Annotated in this window: 15 protein-coding genes; 11 read left to right on the top strand and 4 right to left on the bottom strand. The window is 71.1% G+C overall.

Annotation, left to right across the window (positions count from 1 at the left end; all coding sequences use genetic code 11):
* Window positions 1-489: 489 nt before the first annotated feature.
* Window positions 490-3,339 (top strand): glycosyl hydrolase family 95 catalytic domain-containing protein, encoded by a 2,850-nt coding sequence (locus OO54_RS29035; RefSeq protein WP_051787262.1) that lies wholly within the window; start codon window positions 490-492, stop codon window positions 3,337-3,339.
* A gap of 69 nt (window positions 3,340-3,408) precedes the next feature.
* Here the strand turns inward: OO54_RS29035 and OO54_RS29030 are convergent, their stop codons facing one another.
* From OO54_RS29030 to OO54_RS29015, 4 genes are all read right to left on the bottom strand, one after another.
* A complete protein-coding gene (locus OO54_RS29030; protein ID WP_033208181.1) occupies window positions 3,409-4,116 on the bottom strand; it encodes a FadR/GntR family transcriptional regulator in 708 nt (235 codons plus the stop codon).
* A gap of 116 nt (window positions 4,117-4,232) precedes the next feature.
* The gene (locus OO54_RS29025; protein ID WP_033208179.1) at window positions 4,233-5,264 is read right to left on the bottom strand and encodes an ABC transporter permease; all 1,032 of its coding nucleotides are present in this window, start codon (window positions 5,262-5,264) and stop codon (window positions 4,233-4,235) included.
* Window positions 5,248-6,813, bottom strand: coding sequence for a sugar ABC transporter ATP-binding protein (locus OO54_RS29020; RefSeq protein WP_033208177.1), 1,566 nt, complete (start codon window positions 6,811-6,813; stop codon window positions 5,248-5,250). Before OO54_RS29020 ends, OO54_RS29025 begins: the two co-directional genes overlap by 17 nt.
* A 124-nt stretch (window positions 6,814-6,937) precedes the next feature.
* Window positions 6,938-7,978, bottom strand: a complete 1,041-nt coding sequence (locus OO54_RS29015; protein ID WP_033208175.1) for a sugar ABC transporter substrate-binding protein — start codon at window positions 7,976-7,978, stop codon at window positions 6,938-6,940.
* Between the two features lie 439 nt (window positions 7,979-8,417).
* Here OO54_RS29015 and OO54_RS29010 point away from each other — a divergent pair, with 439 nt between their 5' ends.
* The 10 genes from OO54_RS29010 (at window position 8,418) to OO54_RS28965 (ending at window position 17,262) form a co-directional block, all read left to right on the top strand.
* The gene (locus tag OO54_RS29010; RefSeq protein WP_033208171.1) at window positions 8,418-9,269 is read left to right on the top strand and encodes a fumarylacetoacetate hydrolase family protein; all 852 of its coding nucleotides are present in this window, start codon (window positions 8,418-8,420) and stop codon (window positions 9,267-9,269) included.
* 11 nt (window positions 9,270-9,280) lie between these two features.
* Window positions 9,281-10,681 carry an L-fuconate dehydratase gene (locus OO54_RS29005; protein ID WP_078905390.1) on the top strand — a complete coding sequence of 467 codons (1,401 nt, stop codon included), beginning with the start codon at window positions 9,281-9,283 and terminating at the stop codon, window positions 10,679-10,681.
* Window positions 10,678-11,439: an SDR family NAD(P)-dependent oxidoreductase gene (locus OO54_RS29000; protein WP_033208168.1), complete on the top strand. Its 762-nt coding sequence runs from the start codon at window positions 10,678-10,680 to the stop codon at window positions 11,437-11,439. Before OO54_RS29005 ends, OO54_RS29000 begins: the two co-directional genes overlap by 4 nt.
* A 2-nt stretch (window positions 11,440-11,441) precedes the next feature.
* Window positions 11,442-12,434: an aldo/keto reductase gene (locus OO54_RS28995; RefSeq protein WP_033208211.1), complete on the top strand. Its 993-nt coding sequence runs from the start codon at window positions 11,442-11,444 to the stop codon at window positions 12,432-12,434.
* Window positions 12,434-13,174, top strand: a complete 741-nt coding sequence (locus OO54_RS28990; protein WP_033208167.1) for a (Fe-S)-binding protein — start codon at window positions 12,434-12,436, stop codon at window positions 13,172-13,174. The genes OO54_RS28995 and OO54_RS28990 overlap by 1 nt, the downstream gene beginning before the upstream one ends.
* The gene (locus tag OO54_RS28985; RefSeq protein ID WP_033208164.1) at window positions 13,171-14,628 is read left to right on the top strand and encodes a LutB/LldF family L-lactate oxidation iron-sulfur protein; all 1,458 of its coding nucleotides are present in this window, start codon (window positions 13,171-13,173) and stop codon (window positions 14,626-14,628) included. The genes OO54_RS28990 and OO54_RS28985 overlap by 4 nt, the downstream gene beginning before the upstream one ends.
* Window positions 14,625-15,275, top strand: a complete 651-nt coding sequence (locus OO54_RS28980; RefSeq protein ID WP_078905389.1) for a LutC/YkgG family protein — start codon at window positions 14,625-14,627, stop codon at window positions 15,273-15,275. Before OO54_RS28985 ends, OO54_RS28980 begins: the two co-directional genes overlap by 4 nt.
* On the top strand, window positions 15,272-15,583 hold the full coding sequence (locus OO54_RS28975; protein ID WP_033208160.1) for an L-rhamnose mutarotase: 312 nt from the start codon (window positions 15,272-15,274) through the stop codon (window positions 15,581-15,583). The genes OO54_RS28980 and OO54_RS28975 overlap by 4 nt, the downstream gene beginning before the upstream one ends.
* Window positions 15,580-16,479: an amidohydrolase family protein gene (locus OO54_RS28970; RefSeq protein WP_051787261.1), complete on the top strand. Its 900-nt coding sequence runs from the start codon at window positions 15,580-15,582 to the stop codon at window positions 16,477-16,479. The genes OO54_RS28975 and OO54_RS28970 overlap by 4 nt, the downstream gene beginning before the upstream one ends.
* Window positions 16,480-16,566: 87 nt before the next feature.
* Window positions 16,567-17,262 (top strand): FadR/GntR family transcriptional regulator, encoded by a 696-nt coding sequence (locus OO54_RS28965; protein WP_033208206.1) that lies wholly within the window; start codon window positions 16,567-16,569, stop codon window positions 17,260-17,262.
* Window positions 17,263-17,276 lie beyond the last annotated feature (14 nt).

Genomic DNA, 17,276 nt, shown 5'->3' with positions numbered 1-17,276 from the left:
TGCCCGCGCGCTGGCCGACCGCCTGGCCGTGGAGGACGGCGTCGCACCGGTGCTCGCCGCCCTCACCCGGCTGGCGCGCTGACCGCTTGCCCGCCGCACTTCGGCGTGGCTGACCGACTGCACAGCGCATGCGCGAGCGAGCCGTGACCTCGGTGAACGCGGGTCCGGCGCTGGACCTGTTCGTCCTTGCCGCTCGCCGGCAGCACGCAGAGGCGCACCCCGCGACGCCGGCCGGCCGCGGCTTTTGGCCGTCGGGGCGGGTCGGGTCCGAGGTGGGCCGCCTCTCCGGTGACACCGGTTCCGCCCCTGCCGTGACCAAAAGAGATCCGATGATTCTGCTGGTGCGGGAATCGTAAAAGGCGTCAAGGCGGTGTCTTGTGAATGCTCCTGCACAGGTATTGCCTCATAGATCGGATGTATTGCAGACTCCGGTGCTGCAACTGAGCCCTTCGGACAGCCGCGCTCGGTTCGCTACAGGAGGCCTGAGAGATGAGACGACGATGGTGGAGGCCGGCCTGGGCCGGTGTTCTGACGACGGCACTGGTGGCGGCGGTGCTCGCCACCGGCGAGACGCCCGCCGTGTCGGCTGCCGCCGCACCCGACCCGTACACCCTCTGGTACGCGCAGCCGGCGGCGGACTGGGAGAAGGAAGCGCTGCCCATCGGCAACGGGGCCATGGGCGCCATGGTGTTCGGGGGCGTGAGCTCGGAGCAGCTGCAGTTCAACGAGAAGACCCTGTGGACCGGCGGCCCCGGCTCCCCCGGCTACGACTTCGGCAACTGGGCCTCGCCCAGACCGACCGCGCTTCAGGAGGTCGTCGACGAGATCGATGCCAGGGGCAAGGCGGACCCGGGCTGGGTGGCGGGCAGGCTCGGGCAGCCCAAGACCGGTTTCGGTGCACACCAGACCTTCGGCGACCTGCGCCTGGACATGGCGGGTGGCGCCGCGTCCGGCACCGGATACCGGCGGTCCCTCGACATCGAAGACGCCCTCGCCAAGGTCACGTACACCAGCTCGGGCGTGGCCTACACCCGTGAGTACTTCGCCAGCCACCCCGGCAACGTGATTGCCGGACGGCTGAGCGCGAACCGTCCCGGGAAGATGTCCTTCACCCTGCGCTACACCTCACCCCGCAGCGACTTCGCCGCCACCGCGAACGGCGGGCGGCTGACCATTCGGGGCAAGCTCGCCGACAACGGCATGACCTTCGAGTCCCAGGTCCGCGTCATGACCGACGGCGGGACGGTCACCGCCGGCAACGGACAGGTCAAGGTGACCGGGGCGAACAGCGCAACCTTCGTGATGAGCGCCGGCACCGACTACGCCCAGTCCTACCCGGCCTACCGCGGAGCGGACCCGCACGCGAAGGTGACGACCGCCGTCGACGCGGCAGCGGCCCGCTCGTACGACAGCCTGAAAAGCGCTCACATAGCCGACCACCGAGCGCTGTTCGACCGGGTACGACTCGACATCGGCGGGGTCATGCCCGACAAGCCCACCAACCAGCTCCTGGCCGCCTACGCGGGTGGCGGTTCCTCCGACGACCGCGCCCTGGAGTCGCTGTTCTACCAGTACGGCCGCTACCTGCTCATCGCCTCCTCGCGGCCCGGGTCTTTGCCGGCGAACCTGCAGGGCGTGTGGAACAACTCCACCTCACCGCCGTGGAGCGCCGACTACCACACCAACATCAACGTCCAGATGAACTACTGGCAGGCAGCCCAGGCCAATCTCGCCGAGACCGCCGAGCCGTTCACCGCGTTCGTCGAGAACCTGAGGCAGGCGGGCACGGTCAGCGCCACGGAGATGTTCGGCTCTCCCGGCTGGGTCGTACAGAACGAGACCAATCCCTTCGGGTTCACCGGCGTGCACGACTGGTCCACCGCCTTCTGGTTCCCCGAGGCCAACGGCTGGCTCGCCTCCCAGGTCTACGACCTGTACCAGTTCGACAAGGACCAGGCGTACCTGCGCGACCGGGCCTACCCGCTGCTCAAGGGCGCGGCCGAATTCTGGCTGGCGAACCTGCGCACCGACCCCCGCGACGGCAAGCTCGTCGTGACCCCCAGCTACTCGCCCGAGCACGGTGACTTCACGGCCGGTGCCTCCATGGCCCAGCAGATCGTCCAGGGCCTGTTCACCGACACCCTCGCCGCCGCGAAGCAGCTCGACACGGACACGGAGCTGCAGGGCCGACTCACCACCGCGCTCGGAAGGCTCGACCCGGGCCTGCGGGTCGGCTCCTGGGGGCAGCTCCAGGAGTGGAAGGCCGATCTGGACGATCCGAACGACACCCACCGGCACGTCTCCCACCTCTACGCGCTTCACCCGGGCCACCAGATCTCGCCCGACACGGCCCCCCAGCTCGCGGCAGCCGCCAAGGTCTCCCTGAAGGCCCGGGGCGACGGCGGCACCGGCTGGTCCAAGGCCTGGAAGATCAACTTCTGGGCGCGACTCCTCGACGGCGACCACGCGCACAAGCTGCTCGTCGAGCAGTTGCGAGGCAGCACCCTGACCAACCTGTTCGACACCCATCCGCCGTTCCAGATCGACGGCAACTTCGGTGCCACCGCCGGCATGACGGAAATGCTGGTGCAGAGCCAGAACGGCGAGATCCGGATGCTGCCGGCCCTGCCCGCCGCCTGGTCGGCGGGCTCGGTCAGCGGCCTCAAGGCGCGGGGTGACGTGACGGTCGGCGCCACCTGGCAGGCCGACGGAAGCACGGAGTTCACCCTCGCACCGCGAGACAGCGGGCAACTCGCCGTTCGCGACGCACTGTTCACCCACCCGTACAGTTTGGTGGACACCGCGACCGGCCAGACGCAGACGGTCTCCGCCTCCGGTGACCGGATCACCTTCGCCGCGGTCGCGGGCCACACGTACCGCGTCACCGGGACACGCGCGGTGAGGCCGGAGAACGGCCGCACGTACACCCTCACCAGCATGTCCAGCGGCAAGGCGGCCGACGTCCGGGACGGCTCCACCGCCGACGGCGCGGCGGTCATCCAGTACACGCCCGGTGGCGCCGCCAACCAGAGGTGGCGGCTCACCGACACCGGGAGCGGGACCTTCACCCTGGCCGCCGCACACAGCGGCAAGTGCCTGGAGGTGCCGGCCGGATCGACCGGTACCGACGGCGCCGTCATCCGGCAGTGGGGCTGCTCGACCGGCACGCACCAGCAATGGCGCTTCGAGTCCGTCGGGGCCGACGTCTACCGGCTGGTGTCCGCCGGCGGCAAATGCCTGGACGTGCCGGGGGCCTCGACCGCCGACGGCGTCCAGCTGATCCAGTGGACGTGCAGCACGGCCGCCAACCAGAAGTGGAGACTCGCTCTGGCCGAGTGAGCCACCCACGGCGAACGGCGCCCGCCTTCCGGCGGGCGCCGTTCTGCGTGTCGGGGCGCCGTCTCCGTGTCAGGGGGTGCGCACGGCGAGGCCGGGGGAGTCTGCCGCCGTGCCGTCCGTCAGCCAGTGCTCGACGGCGGCGACATGCACGGCGCTGGCGCTCGCGGCGAGCGAGGCGTCACCCGAGGCGAGCGCGCGCCAGATGGCCTCGTGCTCGCGGTGTGCCTGCTGCCGGGCCGGCGCGTAGCGCGTGCCCCGGACGATGCGCAGCCGCTGGGTGTGGGTGGAGAGGATGCCGAGCAGGGTGGAGAGGACCGGGTTCCCGACGGCGTCGGCGATGATCCGGTGGAACTCCATGTCCAGTTCGACGAACTCTTCGATGCCGATGTCCGCTGCGCACTGGTCGAGGACGGCACGCAGCGTCCCCAGCTGTTCCGCGGAGAGCCGGCCGGCCGCCAGCGCGGTCACCTGGGGTTCCAGCAGGCGCCGCACCTCCAGGAGCTGACGGGCCGTGTGGCCCTCGGAGACGTCGGCGGCGAAGGACAGGGATTCGAGGAGAATGTGCGGTTCGAGCCCGGAGACGTACGTCCCGTCGCCCTGCCGGGGGACCAGGATACGCATCGCGGTGAGCGCCCGGACGGCCTCGCGCAGCGAGCTGCGGGACAGTCCGAGCTGGTCGGCGAGATCGGCTTCGTTCGGCAGCTTGGCACCGGGCCGGAGAGCACCGCGGACGATCATCTCCTTGATCTTCTCGATCGCCTGGTCGGTCACGGCCATCGTGGGACTCCCTCATGGGCGGGGTGAGGGGGACGGCAGGGAGTGACGTCGGAGCGGCGCGTCCCTGAGGGGACACGCCGCTCCGACGGCTCGCCGACCGCCCCGGGGGCGTGATGTCATTCCTGCTTCTCGCCGGAGGCGAAGCGAGAGATGATCAGCGCGACGATGATGATCGCGCCGTTGAGGAACTGGTTCCACAGCGGTGGTACGCCGGCCAGCGTCATGACGTTGACCACGAGCTGGAGCGTCAGCACACCGGTGAGGGCGCCGAAGAGCGTGCCACGGCCGCCGTTCAGGCTGACACCGCCGATGACGGTGGCCGCGAAGACCTGGAAGATCCAGCCGCTGCCCTGGTCGGCGGAGATGGAGCCGTAGTGGCCGGTGTAGAGGATGCCGGCGAAGGCGGCGAGCAGACTGCCCAGGATGAGCACCGTCCAGACGATCCGGTCCACGCGGATGCCCGCGGCGCGGGCCGCCTCCGCGTTGCCGCCGATCGCGTAGAGCGCGCGTCCGTGCCGCAGCCAGGCGAGAGCCGAGCCGCCGAGCAGGAACAGCACCGCGCAGATCCACACCGCCGCGGGGACGCCGAACCAGCTCGCGCGCCCGAGGTAGCTGAAGGAGGCGGGCACGTTGACGATCGACTGCCCCTCGGAGATGGCGATCTGCAGACCCCGGAGCAGGGTGAGCCCGCCCAGCGTGACGATGAAGCCGTTGAGCCGCAGCTTGAGGATGAGGAACCCGTTGATCGCCCCGATGATCGCGCCCACCAGCAGACAGAGGGGGACGGACGTCCACTCCGGGAACAGCCCGAGGCCGGTGAACCTCGCCCCGTAGTCGGGCAGCACCAGCCACACGGCGACGACCGGCGCGAGGCCGATGGTGGACTCCAGAGAGAGGTCCATCCGGCCGATGATCAGGATCAACGCCTGAGCCAGGACCAGCAGGCTCAGCTCGGTGGCCTGCTGGCCCACGCCGAGCAGGTTGTCCGACGTGAGGAAGGCGGGCGAGACGATGAAACCGATGACGCCCAGGACGAGGAGCACGGGAACCAGCGACAGATCGCGGAACCGTGCCAGTTCGAAGCGTCTGCCGGCGGACTCGGGGACGGTGGCCGTCGGCGGCTCGCGCAACTCAAGGGTGGGGGACATGGTGTTCCTTCTCGGTCGGCTTCTCGGTCGGGACGGCCATGCCTTCCATGGCCGCGACCAGTTCTTCGTCGCTCCATCCGTGCGCGAACTCCGCTACCACCCGGCCGTGGAACATGGCCACGACCCGGTCGCAGACGCGCAGGTCGTCGAGTTCGTCGGAGACGATCACGGCGGTCCGGCCCTTGTCGGCGACCCGGCGGACGGTGCCGAGCAGGGATTCCTTGGACTTGACGTCCACGCCGTTGGTCGGACGGATCGCGACCAGGACGTGTGGCGCGGTGGCCAGCGCGCGGGCGATGACGACCTTCTGCTGATTGCCGCCGGACAGGGCGGTGACGGGGGCGGCGGGGCCGGGAGTCTTGATGTCGAGGTCGTCGATCATGCGCTCGGCGAAGGCCCGTGTCCTCGACGGCAGTACCAGGCCGTACGGACCCAGTTGGCCGGTCACGGTCAGGGTGGCGTTCTCGGCGACGCTCCGCTGTGGGACGAGGCCCTGGATGTGCCGGTCCTCTGGTACGAAGCCGATGCCGGCCGCCAGCGCGGCGGGGACCTGCCCGGTGCGGACCGCGCGGCCCGCCACGGTGATCGTGCCGCTGTCGGGCCGGCGCAGACCGGCGAGGGTCTCGCCGAGCCGGACGTTGCCGCTGGCGGCGGCTCCGGCCAGCCCCACCACCTCACCCGCGTGCGCGGTGAGGGAGACGTCCTGGTAGCTGCCGGACAGGCCGAGGCCTGCCACGTCGAGCAGGGCAGGCCCGTCCGGCCGACTGGTGCCGCTCACCGGCCGGCCGGGTTCCGCCCTCCTGGAACTCTCACCGGTCATCGCCTCCACCAGGGCCCGCCGGTCGAGCTCCGCGACGGGCGCGGTGACGATGTGGCGGGCGTCCCGGTAGACGGTCACCGTGCCGCACAGCTCGTACACCTCCTGGAGGTGGTGCGAGATGAACAGGAAGGCGACACCCTGCTCCTGGAGCGCGCGCAGCTTGCCGAAGAGCCGGTCGATCCCGCGCGCGTCGAGCTTCGCGGTGGGTTCGTCGAGGATGATGAACCGGGCGCCGAAGGACAGTGCCCGGGCGATCTCGACGAACTGGCGCTGCTCCACCGTCAGGTCCTCGGCGCGCGCGTCGGGGTCGACGTCCACTCCGTACTCGGCGAGCAGCTCCGTGGCGCGGTGTCGCAGTCGCTTCCAGCTGATGGGGCGGAGCGGCCCGTTGCTCTGCCGGTCCAGGAAGAGGTTCTCGGCGACGGTGAGGGCGGGGATGATCGTGGAGCGCTGGTAGACGCAGGCGACCCGGGAGCGCCAGGCACGGGTGTCGCCGAGGGCGGGGGCGGGCTCCCCGCCGAACCGCAGGGTGCCGGTGTCCGGACTCTGCAGGCCGGTGAGGAGGGAGACGAGCGTGGACTTGCCGGCACCGTTGCGGCCCACCAGGGCGTGTGACTCGCCGGGTGCGACGCTGATGCGGGCGTCCTTGAGCGCGACCGTGACGCCGAAGCGCTTGCTGATGCCGTCGGCTTCGACGACGGGGGCCCGGACGGGGCTGGAGTCCGCCATGGCGGGGGGTTTCCTTTCCGCGGTGACCGTGAGCGGTGGGCGCGCGGGCGGGGCGTTGTGTGACCGCCCGCCGCTCACGGGGCCTGTGGGCGGGGCTTGACCGGCAAGCTCCGGAAGAGAGGGCCTAGCCGATGGTGTTGCCCCAGAGGGACTTGTCGTCCACGTTGTCCTTGGTGACCAGCGGGGCGGGAAGCTGGTCCTCCAGACCGTTGGGCAGCTCGACGATGGTGGAGTCGTGGTCGGTGGGGCCCGGCTTGAAGGTCTTGCCCTCGGTGGCCGCCTTGGCGTAGTACAGGGCGTACTTGGCGTACAGGTCGGCGGGCTGGGAGACGGTCGCGTCGATCTGGCCCTTGCGGATCGCGTCGAACTCGGCCGGGATGCCGTCGTTGGAGACGATGGCGATGTGCCCGGGCGTTCCGGCCGGTTTGAGCAGGCCCTTCTGCTGGAGCAGGGTGAGGGTCGGCTGCAGGAAGACGCCGCCGGCCTGCATGTAGACGCCCTTGAGGTCCGGGTGCGCGGTGAGGGTCGACTGGAGCTTCGCCGAGGCGACGTCGCCCTTCCAGTCGGTGGCCAGCTCGATGACCTGGATGCCGGGGAACTTCTCCTTCATGCAGGCGGCGAAGGCCTCGGACCGGTCGCGGCCGTTGACGGAGTCGAGCGCCCCCTGGAGCTCGGCGACCTTGCCCTTGCCGCCGAGCTGCTTGCCGAGGAACTCGCAGGCCTTGGTGCCGTACGCCTTGTTGTCGGCGCGCACCACCATGTAGACGTTCCCCTTGTCGGGGCGGGTGTCGACGCTGACCACCGGGATCTTCGCGGCTTCGAGCCGATCGAGGGTGGAGGCGATCGCACCGGTGTCCTGCGGGGCCATGACAACGGCCTTGGCGCCGGTGTTCTGGAGGACCTGGACGTTGGCGACCAGCTTGGTCACGTCGTTCTGCGAGTTGCTCACCGGCAGCGTGTCGAGGCCGAGGGCCTTGGTCTCGCTGCCGATGTACTGGGCGTAGGAGTTCCAGAAGTCGGAGTCCGCCCGCGGGAGATCGATGCCGATGGCGGCCTTGCCGCCGGAGCCGGAGTCGGCGCCCTCCCGGTTGCAGGCGGTACCGAGACCGGCCACGGCGACCACGGTGGCGGCCATGGCCGCGATTCTGACGGAGCGGGGCTTCATGCTGGGGATCTCCTTGCTGGGATGCCGGCGTACCCGTGCGGGGTGGGCGTGAGCCAGTGGTGTCCGGGGCGACGGGGGAGGACCGCGGGAGAGGCGGGTGACCTGGTGGTTCTGGGGGCCTACGACGTGGATCGCGCCTCTGAAGTCATCCGATGACTTCCGGGTAACGAGGACCATACGAGCCGGGAACCCGGCTGACAAGAGGTGGGAGCGGATCTCTCGTGACCGCTTCCTCGCGTGCTCGGCTGGGGTGGTGAAGTCGGGTCGCCTGCTGGTGAACCGCGCCGGTGGGAGGCGATGGACGGATTTGATCCACAGACATCGGATGTCTTCTTGCGGCCGCGCGGCTCGGACTCGTATGGTCCTGGGCAAGCAGATTCATCCGATGTATTGGTGAGGCGACAGCTCGCCCTCCCGACACAAGGACAGGAGACGGACCATGAGGCTATTGCGCGTCGGTGACCCGGGGGCAGAGATCCCGGCGGTCCTCGGCGACGACGGCACCGTCCACGCGCTCACCGGACTCACCGCCGACATCGACGGGGCGTTCCTCGCCTCCGACGGCGTCGACCGCGTCCGGCGGGCGCTCGCGGAAGGCACGCTGCCGCCCCTCGACACGGAAGGACAGCGGATCGCCGCCCCTGTCGCCCGCCCCGGCAAGATCGTGTGCATCGGGCTCAACTACCGCGACCATGCCGCGGAGACCGGCGTCCCCGTGCCGGAGCGGCCGGTGGTGTTCATGAAGGATCCGGCCACCGTTGTCGGGCCCTGCGACCAGGTGCTCATCCCGCGCGGTTCGGTGAAGACGGACTGGGAGGTGGAGCTCGCCGTCGTGATCGGTCGCCGCGCCCAGTACCTCAGCTCGCCCGAGCAGTCCCTCGGCCATGTCGCGGGGTACGCGATCAGCAACGACGTCTCGGAGCGGGAGTTCCAGCTGGAGTACTCCGGGCAGTGGGACCTCGGCAAGTCCTGCGAGACGTTCAACCCGCTGGGGCCGTGGCTGGTCACCCCGGACGAGGCCGGCGACCCCCAGGCGCTGGGCCTCCGGCTCGCCGTCAACGGCGACACGCGCCAGAACGGCCACACCAAGAACATGATCTTCGATGTCACCCACGTCGTCTGGTACCTGAGTCAGTACATGGTGCTCAACCCCGGCGACGTCATCAACACCGGCACCCCGGCCGGCGTGGCCCTCGGCCTGCCCGGCACCCCCTACCTGCGCGCGGGCGATGTGGTCGAGCTGTCCATCGACGGCCTCGGCACCCAGCGTCAGACCTTCGCACACGCCTGAAAGGCACCACGTTGAGCGCACACGCCGCGCGGATCACCGCCCTCGACACGTACGACATACGCTTCCCCACCTCGCGCGAGCTCGACGGCTCCGACGCGATGAACCCCGACCCCGACTATTCCGCCGCCTACCTCGTCCTGCGCACCGACGCGGAAGACGGCGCTGAAGGCCACGGCTTCACCTTCACCATCGGGCGCGGAAACGACGTCCAGGTCGCCGCCATCGGCGCGCTGCGCGAGCACGTGCTCGGCCGGCCGGTCGACGAGCTGTGCGCCGACCCCGGCTCCCTGTACCGCGACCTGATCGGCGACAGCCAGCTGCGCTGGCTCGGCCCCGAGAAGGGCGTGATGCACATGGCGATCGGCGCCGTCGTCAACGCGGTGTGGGACCTCGCCGCCAAACGCGAGGGCAAGCCGCTGTGGCGGCTCCTCGCCGACGCGGAACCCGAATGGCTGGTGGGGCAGATCGACTTCCGCTACATCGAGGACGCCCTGACACCCGCCGAGGCACTGGAGCTCCTGACCAAGGGCAGGCAGGGCGCGCGCGAGCGGGCAATGCGGCTGCGCGAGCGGGGCTACCCGGCGTACACGACCTCGCCCGGCTGGCTCGGCTACTCCGACGAGAAGCTCACCCGCCTCGCCCGGGAGGCCGTCGCCGACGGCTTCACCCAGATCAAGCTGAAGGTCGGCGCCGACCTGGCGGACGACATCCGCCGCTGCCGCGCCGCCCGCGCGGCAGTGGGACCGGACATCCGGATGGCGATCGACGCCAACCAGCGGTGGAACGTCGCCGAGGCCATCACCTGGACGAGGGCGCTCGCCGAGTTCGACCCGTACTGGATCGAGGAGCCCACCAGCCCCGACGACATCCTCGGTCACGCCGCCGTCCGGCAGGGCGTCCACCCGGTCAAGGTCGCCACCGGCGAGCACGTACAGAACCGGATCGTCTTCAAGCAGCTCCTCCAGGCCGACGCCATCGACGTGCTCCAGCTGGACTCCGCCCGCGTGGCCGGTGTCAACGAGAACCTCGCGATCCTGCTGCTCGCCGCCAAGTTCGGCGTACCCGTCTGCCCGCACGCGGGCGGCGTGGGCCTGTGCGAACTCGTCCAGCACCTCTCGATGTTCGACTACGTGGCCCTGTCGGGCACGGTCGAGGACCGCGTCGTCGAGTACGTCGACCATCTCCACGAGCACTTCGTCGACCCCGTCGTCATCGAGGCCGGTCACTACCGGGCACCCACCACGCCCGGCTTCTCCGCCACCCTGTACCAGAGCACCATCGACACGTTCACTTATCCCCACGGCACCTTCTGGGCTGCGGACGCCGCAGCCCAAGCAGCCTCAGTCGTTGCGGCCGAAGCCGATGCAGCCGCCGCGACCACGGCCGGTGCGGACACGGAGGAACCGGCATGACCCTCGACCTCGGCGGACTCACCGCCCTCGTCACCGGAGGCGCCTCCGGTATCGGACTGGCCACCGCCCGGCTCCTGCACGAGCGCGGGGCGGACGTCGCCGTCCTCGACCTCGACCCGAGCGGCGCCGGCGGCCCCCTGCACGGCTTCACCGCCGACGTCGCCGACGATGCCTCCGTCCGCTCGGCCGTCGAGGGGGCGGCCGAACGGCTCGGCGGCATCGACATCCTCGTCAACAACGCCGGCATCGGCGCCGCCGGCACCGTGGAGGACAACGACGACGAGCAGTGGCACCGTGTCCTGGACGTGAACGTGCTCGGCATCGTCCGCACCACCCGCGCCGCCCTCCCGTACCTGCGCCGTTCGACGGCCGCCGCCGTGGTCAACACCTGCTCCATCGCTGCCACCGCGGGACTCCCGCAGCGCGCGCTGTACTCGGCGAGCAAGGGCGCCGTCCTGTCCCTGACCCTCGCCATGGCGGCGGACCACGTCCGCGAGGGCATCCGCGTCAATTGCGTCAACCCCGGCACCGTCGACACGCCCTGGGTGGGCCGGCTCCTCGACCAGGCGCCCGACCCCGCCGCCGAACGCGCGGCGCTCGACGCCCGCCAGCCCACCGGCCGGCTCGTCACCGCCGACGAGGTCGCCGCCGCCATCGCCTACCTCGCCTCACCCTCCGCCTCCTCCGTCACCGGCACCGCACTCGCCGTCGACGGCGGAATGGCCGGCCTGCGCCTGCGCCCGGAGCCGAAGCCATGAGCCTGCGCGACAATCCACTCGGCCGCGGCACACTGCGCGTGAGCGAACTCGCCTTCGGTGCCGCCGGGATCGGGAACCTGTTCACCCCGGTGAGCGACGCCCAGGCGGAGCAGGCCGTGTCGGCCGCCTGGGAAGGCGGCGTACGGTACTTCGACACCGCCCCGCACTACGGCCTCGGCCTGTCCGAACGGCGCCTCGGCGCCGCGCTGCGCGGTCTGCCCAGGGACGAGTACGTCGTCTCCACCAAGGTCGGCCGGCTGCTTAGCCCCCGTACGGAGACGACCGGCGACGACCTGGCCAACGGTTTCGCCGTCCCGGCCACTCACGAGCGAGTCTGGGACTTCACCGCCGACGGCGTACGCAGGAGTCTGGAGGCCAGCCTTGAGCGGCTGGGTCTTGACCGGATCGACCTCGTCTACGTACACGATCCTGACGACCACGCCGAGCAGGCTCTGACCGAGGCGTATCCCGCGCTGGAGGCGCTGCGCGCGGAAGGAATCGTGGGCGCGATCGGCGTCGGCATGAACCAGGCCGGGCTCCTCGCCCGCTTCGTCCGCGAGACCGACATCGACACCGTCCTGCTCGCCGGCCGCTATACCCTGCTCGACCAGCGCGGGCTCACGGAACTCCTCCCCCTGGCCGCCGAGCGCGGGGTCGACGTGGTCGTCGGAGGCGTCTTCAACTCCGGACTGCTCGCCGACCCCCGCCCCGGCGCCACCTTCGACTACGTCACCGCCCCCGACGACGTACTGGCCCGCGCCATCGCGCTCAGGACCGTGTGCGAGGACCACGGCGTACCCTTGCGCGCCGCCGCCCTGCGCTTCCCGTTCGGGCACCGGGCCGTCACGAGCGTCCTGGTCGGGGCGCGCAGCGCCGCCGAGGCGCAGGACGCCGCCGCCATGGTCCGCACCCCCGTGCCGGCCGCGCTGTGGGCGGAACTCAAGGAACGCGGACTACTCCCCGCCGACGTCCCGACCCCCGAGGGGACGGGCTGATGCGCGTCGCATTGTTCATCACCTGCTTCAACGACACCCTCTTCCCCGGCAGCGGACGCGCCGTGGTGAGCGTCCTCGAACGCCTCGGCCACACCGTCGACTTCCCGACGGAGCAGACCTGCTGCGGGCAGATGCACTTCAACACCGGCTACCGCCGGGACGCCGCGCCGCTGGTGACCCGTTTCGCCCGGACCTTCGCCGAGTACGACGCCGTGGTCACCCCGTCCGCGTCCTGCGCCGGGATGGTACGGGAGAACCACCCGCTCCTCGCCGAGCAGTACGGGGACACCGCCCTCCAGCGGCAGGTGGACGAACTGATGCCCCGGGTGCATGAGTTCACCGAGTTCCTCACCGACGTCCTGGGCGTCACCGACGTCGGCGCGCACTTCCCCCGCCGGGTCGCCTACCACCCCACCTGCCACTCGCTGCGCGGCCTGCGGCTGGGCGACCGGCCCCAGCGCCTGCTGAGCGCGGTCGACGGCCTCGAACTCGTCGACCTGCCCTCCGCCGACTCCTGCTGCGGCTTCGGCGGCACCTTCGCGGTCAAGAACGCCGACACGTCGAACGTCATGCTCGCCGACAAGACCGCCGCCGTCCGCGCCAGCGGCGCCGAGGTGCTGTGCGCCGCCGACAACTCCTGCCTCCTGCACATCGGCGGCGGCCTCTCCCGACAGGGCGACCGGGTCCGGAGCATGCACCTGGCCGAAATCCTGGCGAGCACCGAGGGAGAGCCGTGGTGAGCGATCCCCGGAGCCGCGGCGTGATCTGGCTGGGCTCCCCGGCCTTCCCCGAGGCGGCACGCACCGCCCTCGCGGACGAACAGCTGCGTGCGAACCTCAAGCGGGCCACCGGCACCATCCGCGACAAGCGACTCGCGGTGGCGGCCGAGCTGGACGACTGGGAGGAGCTGCGCGACTCCGCCGCCGCGATCAAGAAGCGGGTCTCACGCCACCTGGACCACTACCTGCTGGCGCTGGAGGCCTCGGTCACCGCGGCGGGCGGAACCGTCCACTGGGCCTCCGACGCCGCCGAGGCCAACCGCATCGTCACCGAACTCGTCCGCGCCACCGGCGAGTCGGAGGTGGTCAAGGTCAAGTCCATGGCCACCCAGGAGATCGGCCTCAACGAACACCTCGCCGAGGTCGGCATCACCGCCTACGAGACCGACCTGGCCGAGCTCATCGTCCAGCTCGGCGACGACCGGCCCTCCCACATCCTGGTCCCCGCGATCCACAAGAACCGCACCGAGGTCCGCGACCTCTTCGTCGCCGAGATGGGCCACTGGGGGCAGCCCGCCCCCGAGGATCTGAGCGACGACCCGCGTGAGCTCGCCGAGGCCGCGCGCCTGCACCTGCGGGAGAAGTTCCTCACCGCCAAGGTCGCCGTCTCCGGCGCCAACTTCGCCGTCGCCGACACCGGAACCGTGATGGTCGTCGAGTCCGAGGGCAACGGCCGCATGTGCCTCACCCTGCCCGAGACCCTCATCACGGTCATGGGCATCGAGAAAGTGATCCCCACCTGGCAGGACCTGGAGGTGTTCCTGCAACTCCTGCCCCGCTCCTCCACCGGCGAGCGCATGAACCCCTACACCTCGACCTGGACCGGAACGACCGAAGGCGACGGCCCCCGGGACTTCCATCTCGTCCTGCTCGACAACGGCCGCACCGACACCCTCGCCGACGAGACCGGCCGCCAGGCACTCGCCTGCATCCGCTGCTCCGCCTGCCTGAACGTCTGCCCCGTCTTCGAGCGCACCGGCGGCCACGCCTACGGCTCCGTCTACCCCGGGCCGATCGGCGCCGTCCTCACCCCCCAACTCGTAGGGGTGGAGAACGCCGCCTCCCTCCCCTTCGCCTCCACCCTGTGCGGAGCCTGCTACGACGCCTGCCCCGTCAAGATCAACATCCCGGAGGTCCTCACCCACCTCCGCGTCAAGGCGGTCGAGGGGAAGGGCAGGGCATCCGCCGAAGCGCTCGCCATGAAGGCGGCGGCCACCGTCCTCGACTCCCCGCGCCTGCTCGCAGCCGCGCAACGCGCCGCCGCCCTCGGCGGCAAGGTCCTGGCCCGCGAGGGCCGCATCGGCCGCCTGCCGGGACCGCTCAGCGGCTGGTCGGACACCCGCGACACTCCCGCACCGCCTGCGGAGTCCTTCCGCACTTGGTGGCGCAAGAACCGGAAGGAGGAGCGCCCGTGAGCAGCCGCGACGCCGTCCTCGGCCGTATCCGCGCCGCCCTCGCCGACGTAGCAGCCGAGGAACGGCCCGAGGACGTGCCCGTCCCGCGTGCCTACCGCCGCCGCCACGTCGAGCCCGGGCAGGACGTCGTCGCCCTGTTCGCGGAACGGGTCGCCGACTACCGCGCGAACGTCATCCGGACCGACGAGGCCGGGCTCCCTCTCGCCCTCGCGGCGGCGCTCGGCGGGCGCGGCGCCCGGAACCTGGCCGTGCCCCGGGGGTTCCCCGCCGCCATGCTGCCGACCGGCGCGTGGAAGTGGCACGCCGAGCCCCTGGACGTCCCCGAGCTGGACGCCCTGGACGGAGCGATCACGCTGGCCGCCGCGGGGATCGCGGTCACCGGAACGATCGTCCTGGACACCGGCCCCGGCCAGGGCCGGCGCGCCCTCACCCTCGTCCCCGACTACCACCTGTGCGTCGTCCGCGCCGAGCAGATCGCCGACGATCTCCCCGACGCCCTCGCCCGCCTCGACCCACAACACCCGCTCACCTTCGTCTCCGGCCCGTCCGCCACCAGCGACATCGAACTCGACCGGGTGGAAGGCGTCCACGGTCCCCGCGCCCTGGACGTCGTCATCGTCGACCCCACGCCCACGGAGCAGCCATGAGGATCGCCCTGCACACCCGCCTCCGCGCGGGCCGGATCGACGAGTACGAGGCGGCCCACCGCGCCGTACCGGCCGAACTCACCGCCGCCATCAGGGCCGCGGGCGTCACGTCGTGGACCATCTGGCGCAGCGACCGCGAGCTCTTCCACGTACTCGACTGCGAGGACTACGCCCGCCTCCTGGCGGAGCTGGAATCCCTCCCGGTCAACATCGCCTGGCAGGCGGAGATGGCTGAACTCCTCGACACCGTCCACGACTACTCCTCGGCGGGGGCCGAGGCCGGACTCCCGGTGGTGTGGCGGCTGTGACGACCCGGGAGATCATCGACGCCCACCATCACGTCTGGGACCTGGCGATCCGGTCGCAGCCCTGGATCACCGGCGACGCCCTCGCCCCACTGGCCCGCAGCTTCTCGATGGACGACCTCGCGACGGAGGCGCGGGCGGCGGGCGTGGTCGGCACCGTCCTCGTACAGACCGTCTGCGTCCCCGAGGAGACGCCCGAGATGCTGACCCTCGCGGCCGGCAGCGACCTGATCGCGGGAGTCGTCGGCTGGGTCGACCTCACCGCGCCGGGCGTCGTCGACGCGATCGCCGCCCTGCGTGAGGGGCCAGGGGGAGACCGTCTCGTCGGCATTCGTCACCAGGTCCAGGAGGAGCCCGACCCCGAGTGGCTGCTCCGTCCCGACGTACGGCGCGGACTGGCCGCCGTCGCGGAGGCGGGGCTCGTGTACGACCTCGTCGTCACGCCGCGCCAGCTGCCCGCCGCGACTGCGGCAGCGGCCTGGGTCCCAGGCCTGACGTTCGTCCTCGACCATCTCGGCAAGCCGCCGATCGCCGGTGGCGAGCCCGGCCCCTGGGCGGCCGACCTCGGTCGTCTGGCGGCCCTCCCCAACACGGTCGCCAAGCTCTCCGGCCTCGTCACCGAGGCCGCCCCCGGAGCCCGGCGCACCGAGGACCTGGTGCCGTACGCCGACACAGCGCTCGACGCCTTCGGCCCGGGTCGGCTGCTGTTCGGCTCCGACTGGCCGGTCTGCACCCTGGCGGCCGACTACGCGACGGTCGTCGGGATCGCCGAGACACTCGTGCACGCGCTCGACACGGCGGAGAAGGACGCGGTGTTCCGCGGCAACGCGATCCGTGTCTACGGACTCGAGGGGACCGGTCGGCCACCGGTGGGCGACGGGCGCCCCGCGCCCGGGTGAGCACGGCACTGTCGGCCCCGGCTGAGCGAGGCGACCGCGGGAGCGAGGACTATGCTGCATGGAGCAGGAGCGAGGGAGGTGGAGCGGGTGCCGGTCACGGACGAGGCGATCGAGAAGATCAAGGCCATGATCGTGAGTGGCGAGCTCGGCCCCGGCTCGAAGCTCCCCAAGGAGGCCGATCTCGCCGAGCGGCTCGGTCTGTCGCGCAACTCCCTGCGGGAGGCGGTCAAGGCACTCTCCCTCATCCGGGTGCTCGACGTGCGCCAGGGCGACGGCACGTACGTGACCAGTCTGCAGCCCCAACTGCTGCTGGACACGCTGGGCTTCGTCGTCGACTTCCACCAGGACGACACCGTCCTGGAGTTCCTGGAGGTCCGCCGCATCCTGGAGCCCGCCGCCGCTGCCATGGCCGCACGCGTCATGCCCGACGAGGACATCGCCGCGCTGCGGGAGGTGCTGGACGACCTCGCCGAGGACGCCTCGCTGGAGGAACTGATCGCCAACGACTTCGCCTTTCACCGCGCGATCGCCGTCGGTTCGGGCAACACCGTGCTCTGCTCGCTGATCGAGGGACTCTCCGGGCCGACCGCGCGAGCGCGGACATGGCGCGGGGTGACGGAGGAGGGCGCCGTGGAGCGGACCCGGCAGCAGCACCGGGCCATCTTCGAGGCCATCGCCGGTCGTCGTCCCGATCTCGCGCATTCCTGGGCGACGGTCCATGTGGCAGGAGTCGAGCAGTGGCTGCGCGACACCCTCGGCGCGGACGGGTCTCCGCTCGGCTGAGGTGCCGCCACGGA

This window comes from Streptomyces wedmorensis (assembly GCF_000716445.1).
GTDB lineage: Bacteria > Actinomycetota > Actinomycetes > Streptomycetales > Streptomycetaceae > Streptomyces > Streptomyces wedmorensis.
Note: the sequence above shows the minus strand (reverse complement) of the source record. Positions and strands in the feature narration are given on the sequence as shown.

Coding starts and splice junctions, on each gene's coding strand:
- OO54_RS29035 (WP_051787262.1), top strand. CDS start 490: ATGAGACGACGATGGTGGAGGCCGGCCTGGGCCGGTGTTCTGACGACG.
- OO54_RS29000 (WP_033208168.1), top strand. CDS start 10,678: ATGACCCTCGACCTCGGCGGACTCACCGCCCTCGTCACCGGAGGCGCC.
- OO54_RS29015 (WP_033208175.1), bottom strand. CDS start 7,978: ATGAAGCCCCGCTCCGTCAGAATCGCGGCCATGGCCGCCACCGTGGTC.
- OO54_RS29020 (WP_033208177.1), bottom strand. CDS start 6,813: ATGGCGGACTCCAGCCCCGTCCGGGCCCCCGTCGTCGAAGCCGACGGC.
- OO54_RS29010 (WP_033208171.1), top strand. CDS start 8,418: ATGAGGCTATTGCGCGTCGGTGACCCGGGGGCAGAGATCCCGGCGGTC.
- OO54_RS29030 (WP_033208181.1), bottom strand. CDS start 4,116: ATGGCCGTGACCGACCAGGCGATCGAGAAGATCAAGGAGATGATCGTC.
- OO54_RS28975 (WP_033208160.1), top strand. CDS start 15,272: ATGAGGATCGCCCTGCACACCCGCCTCCGCGCGGGCCGGATCGACGAG.
- OO54_RS28990 (WP_033208167.1), top strand. CDS start 12,434: ATGCGCGTCGCATTGTTCATCACCTGCTTCAACGACACCCTCTTCCCC.
- OO54_RS29025 (WP_033208179.1), bottom strand. CDS start 5,264: ATGTCCCCCACCCTTGAGTTGCGCGAGCCGCCGACGGCCACCGTCCCC.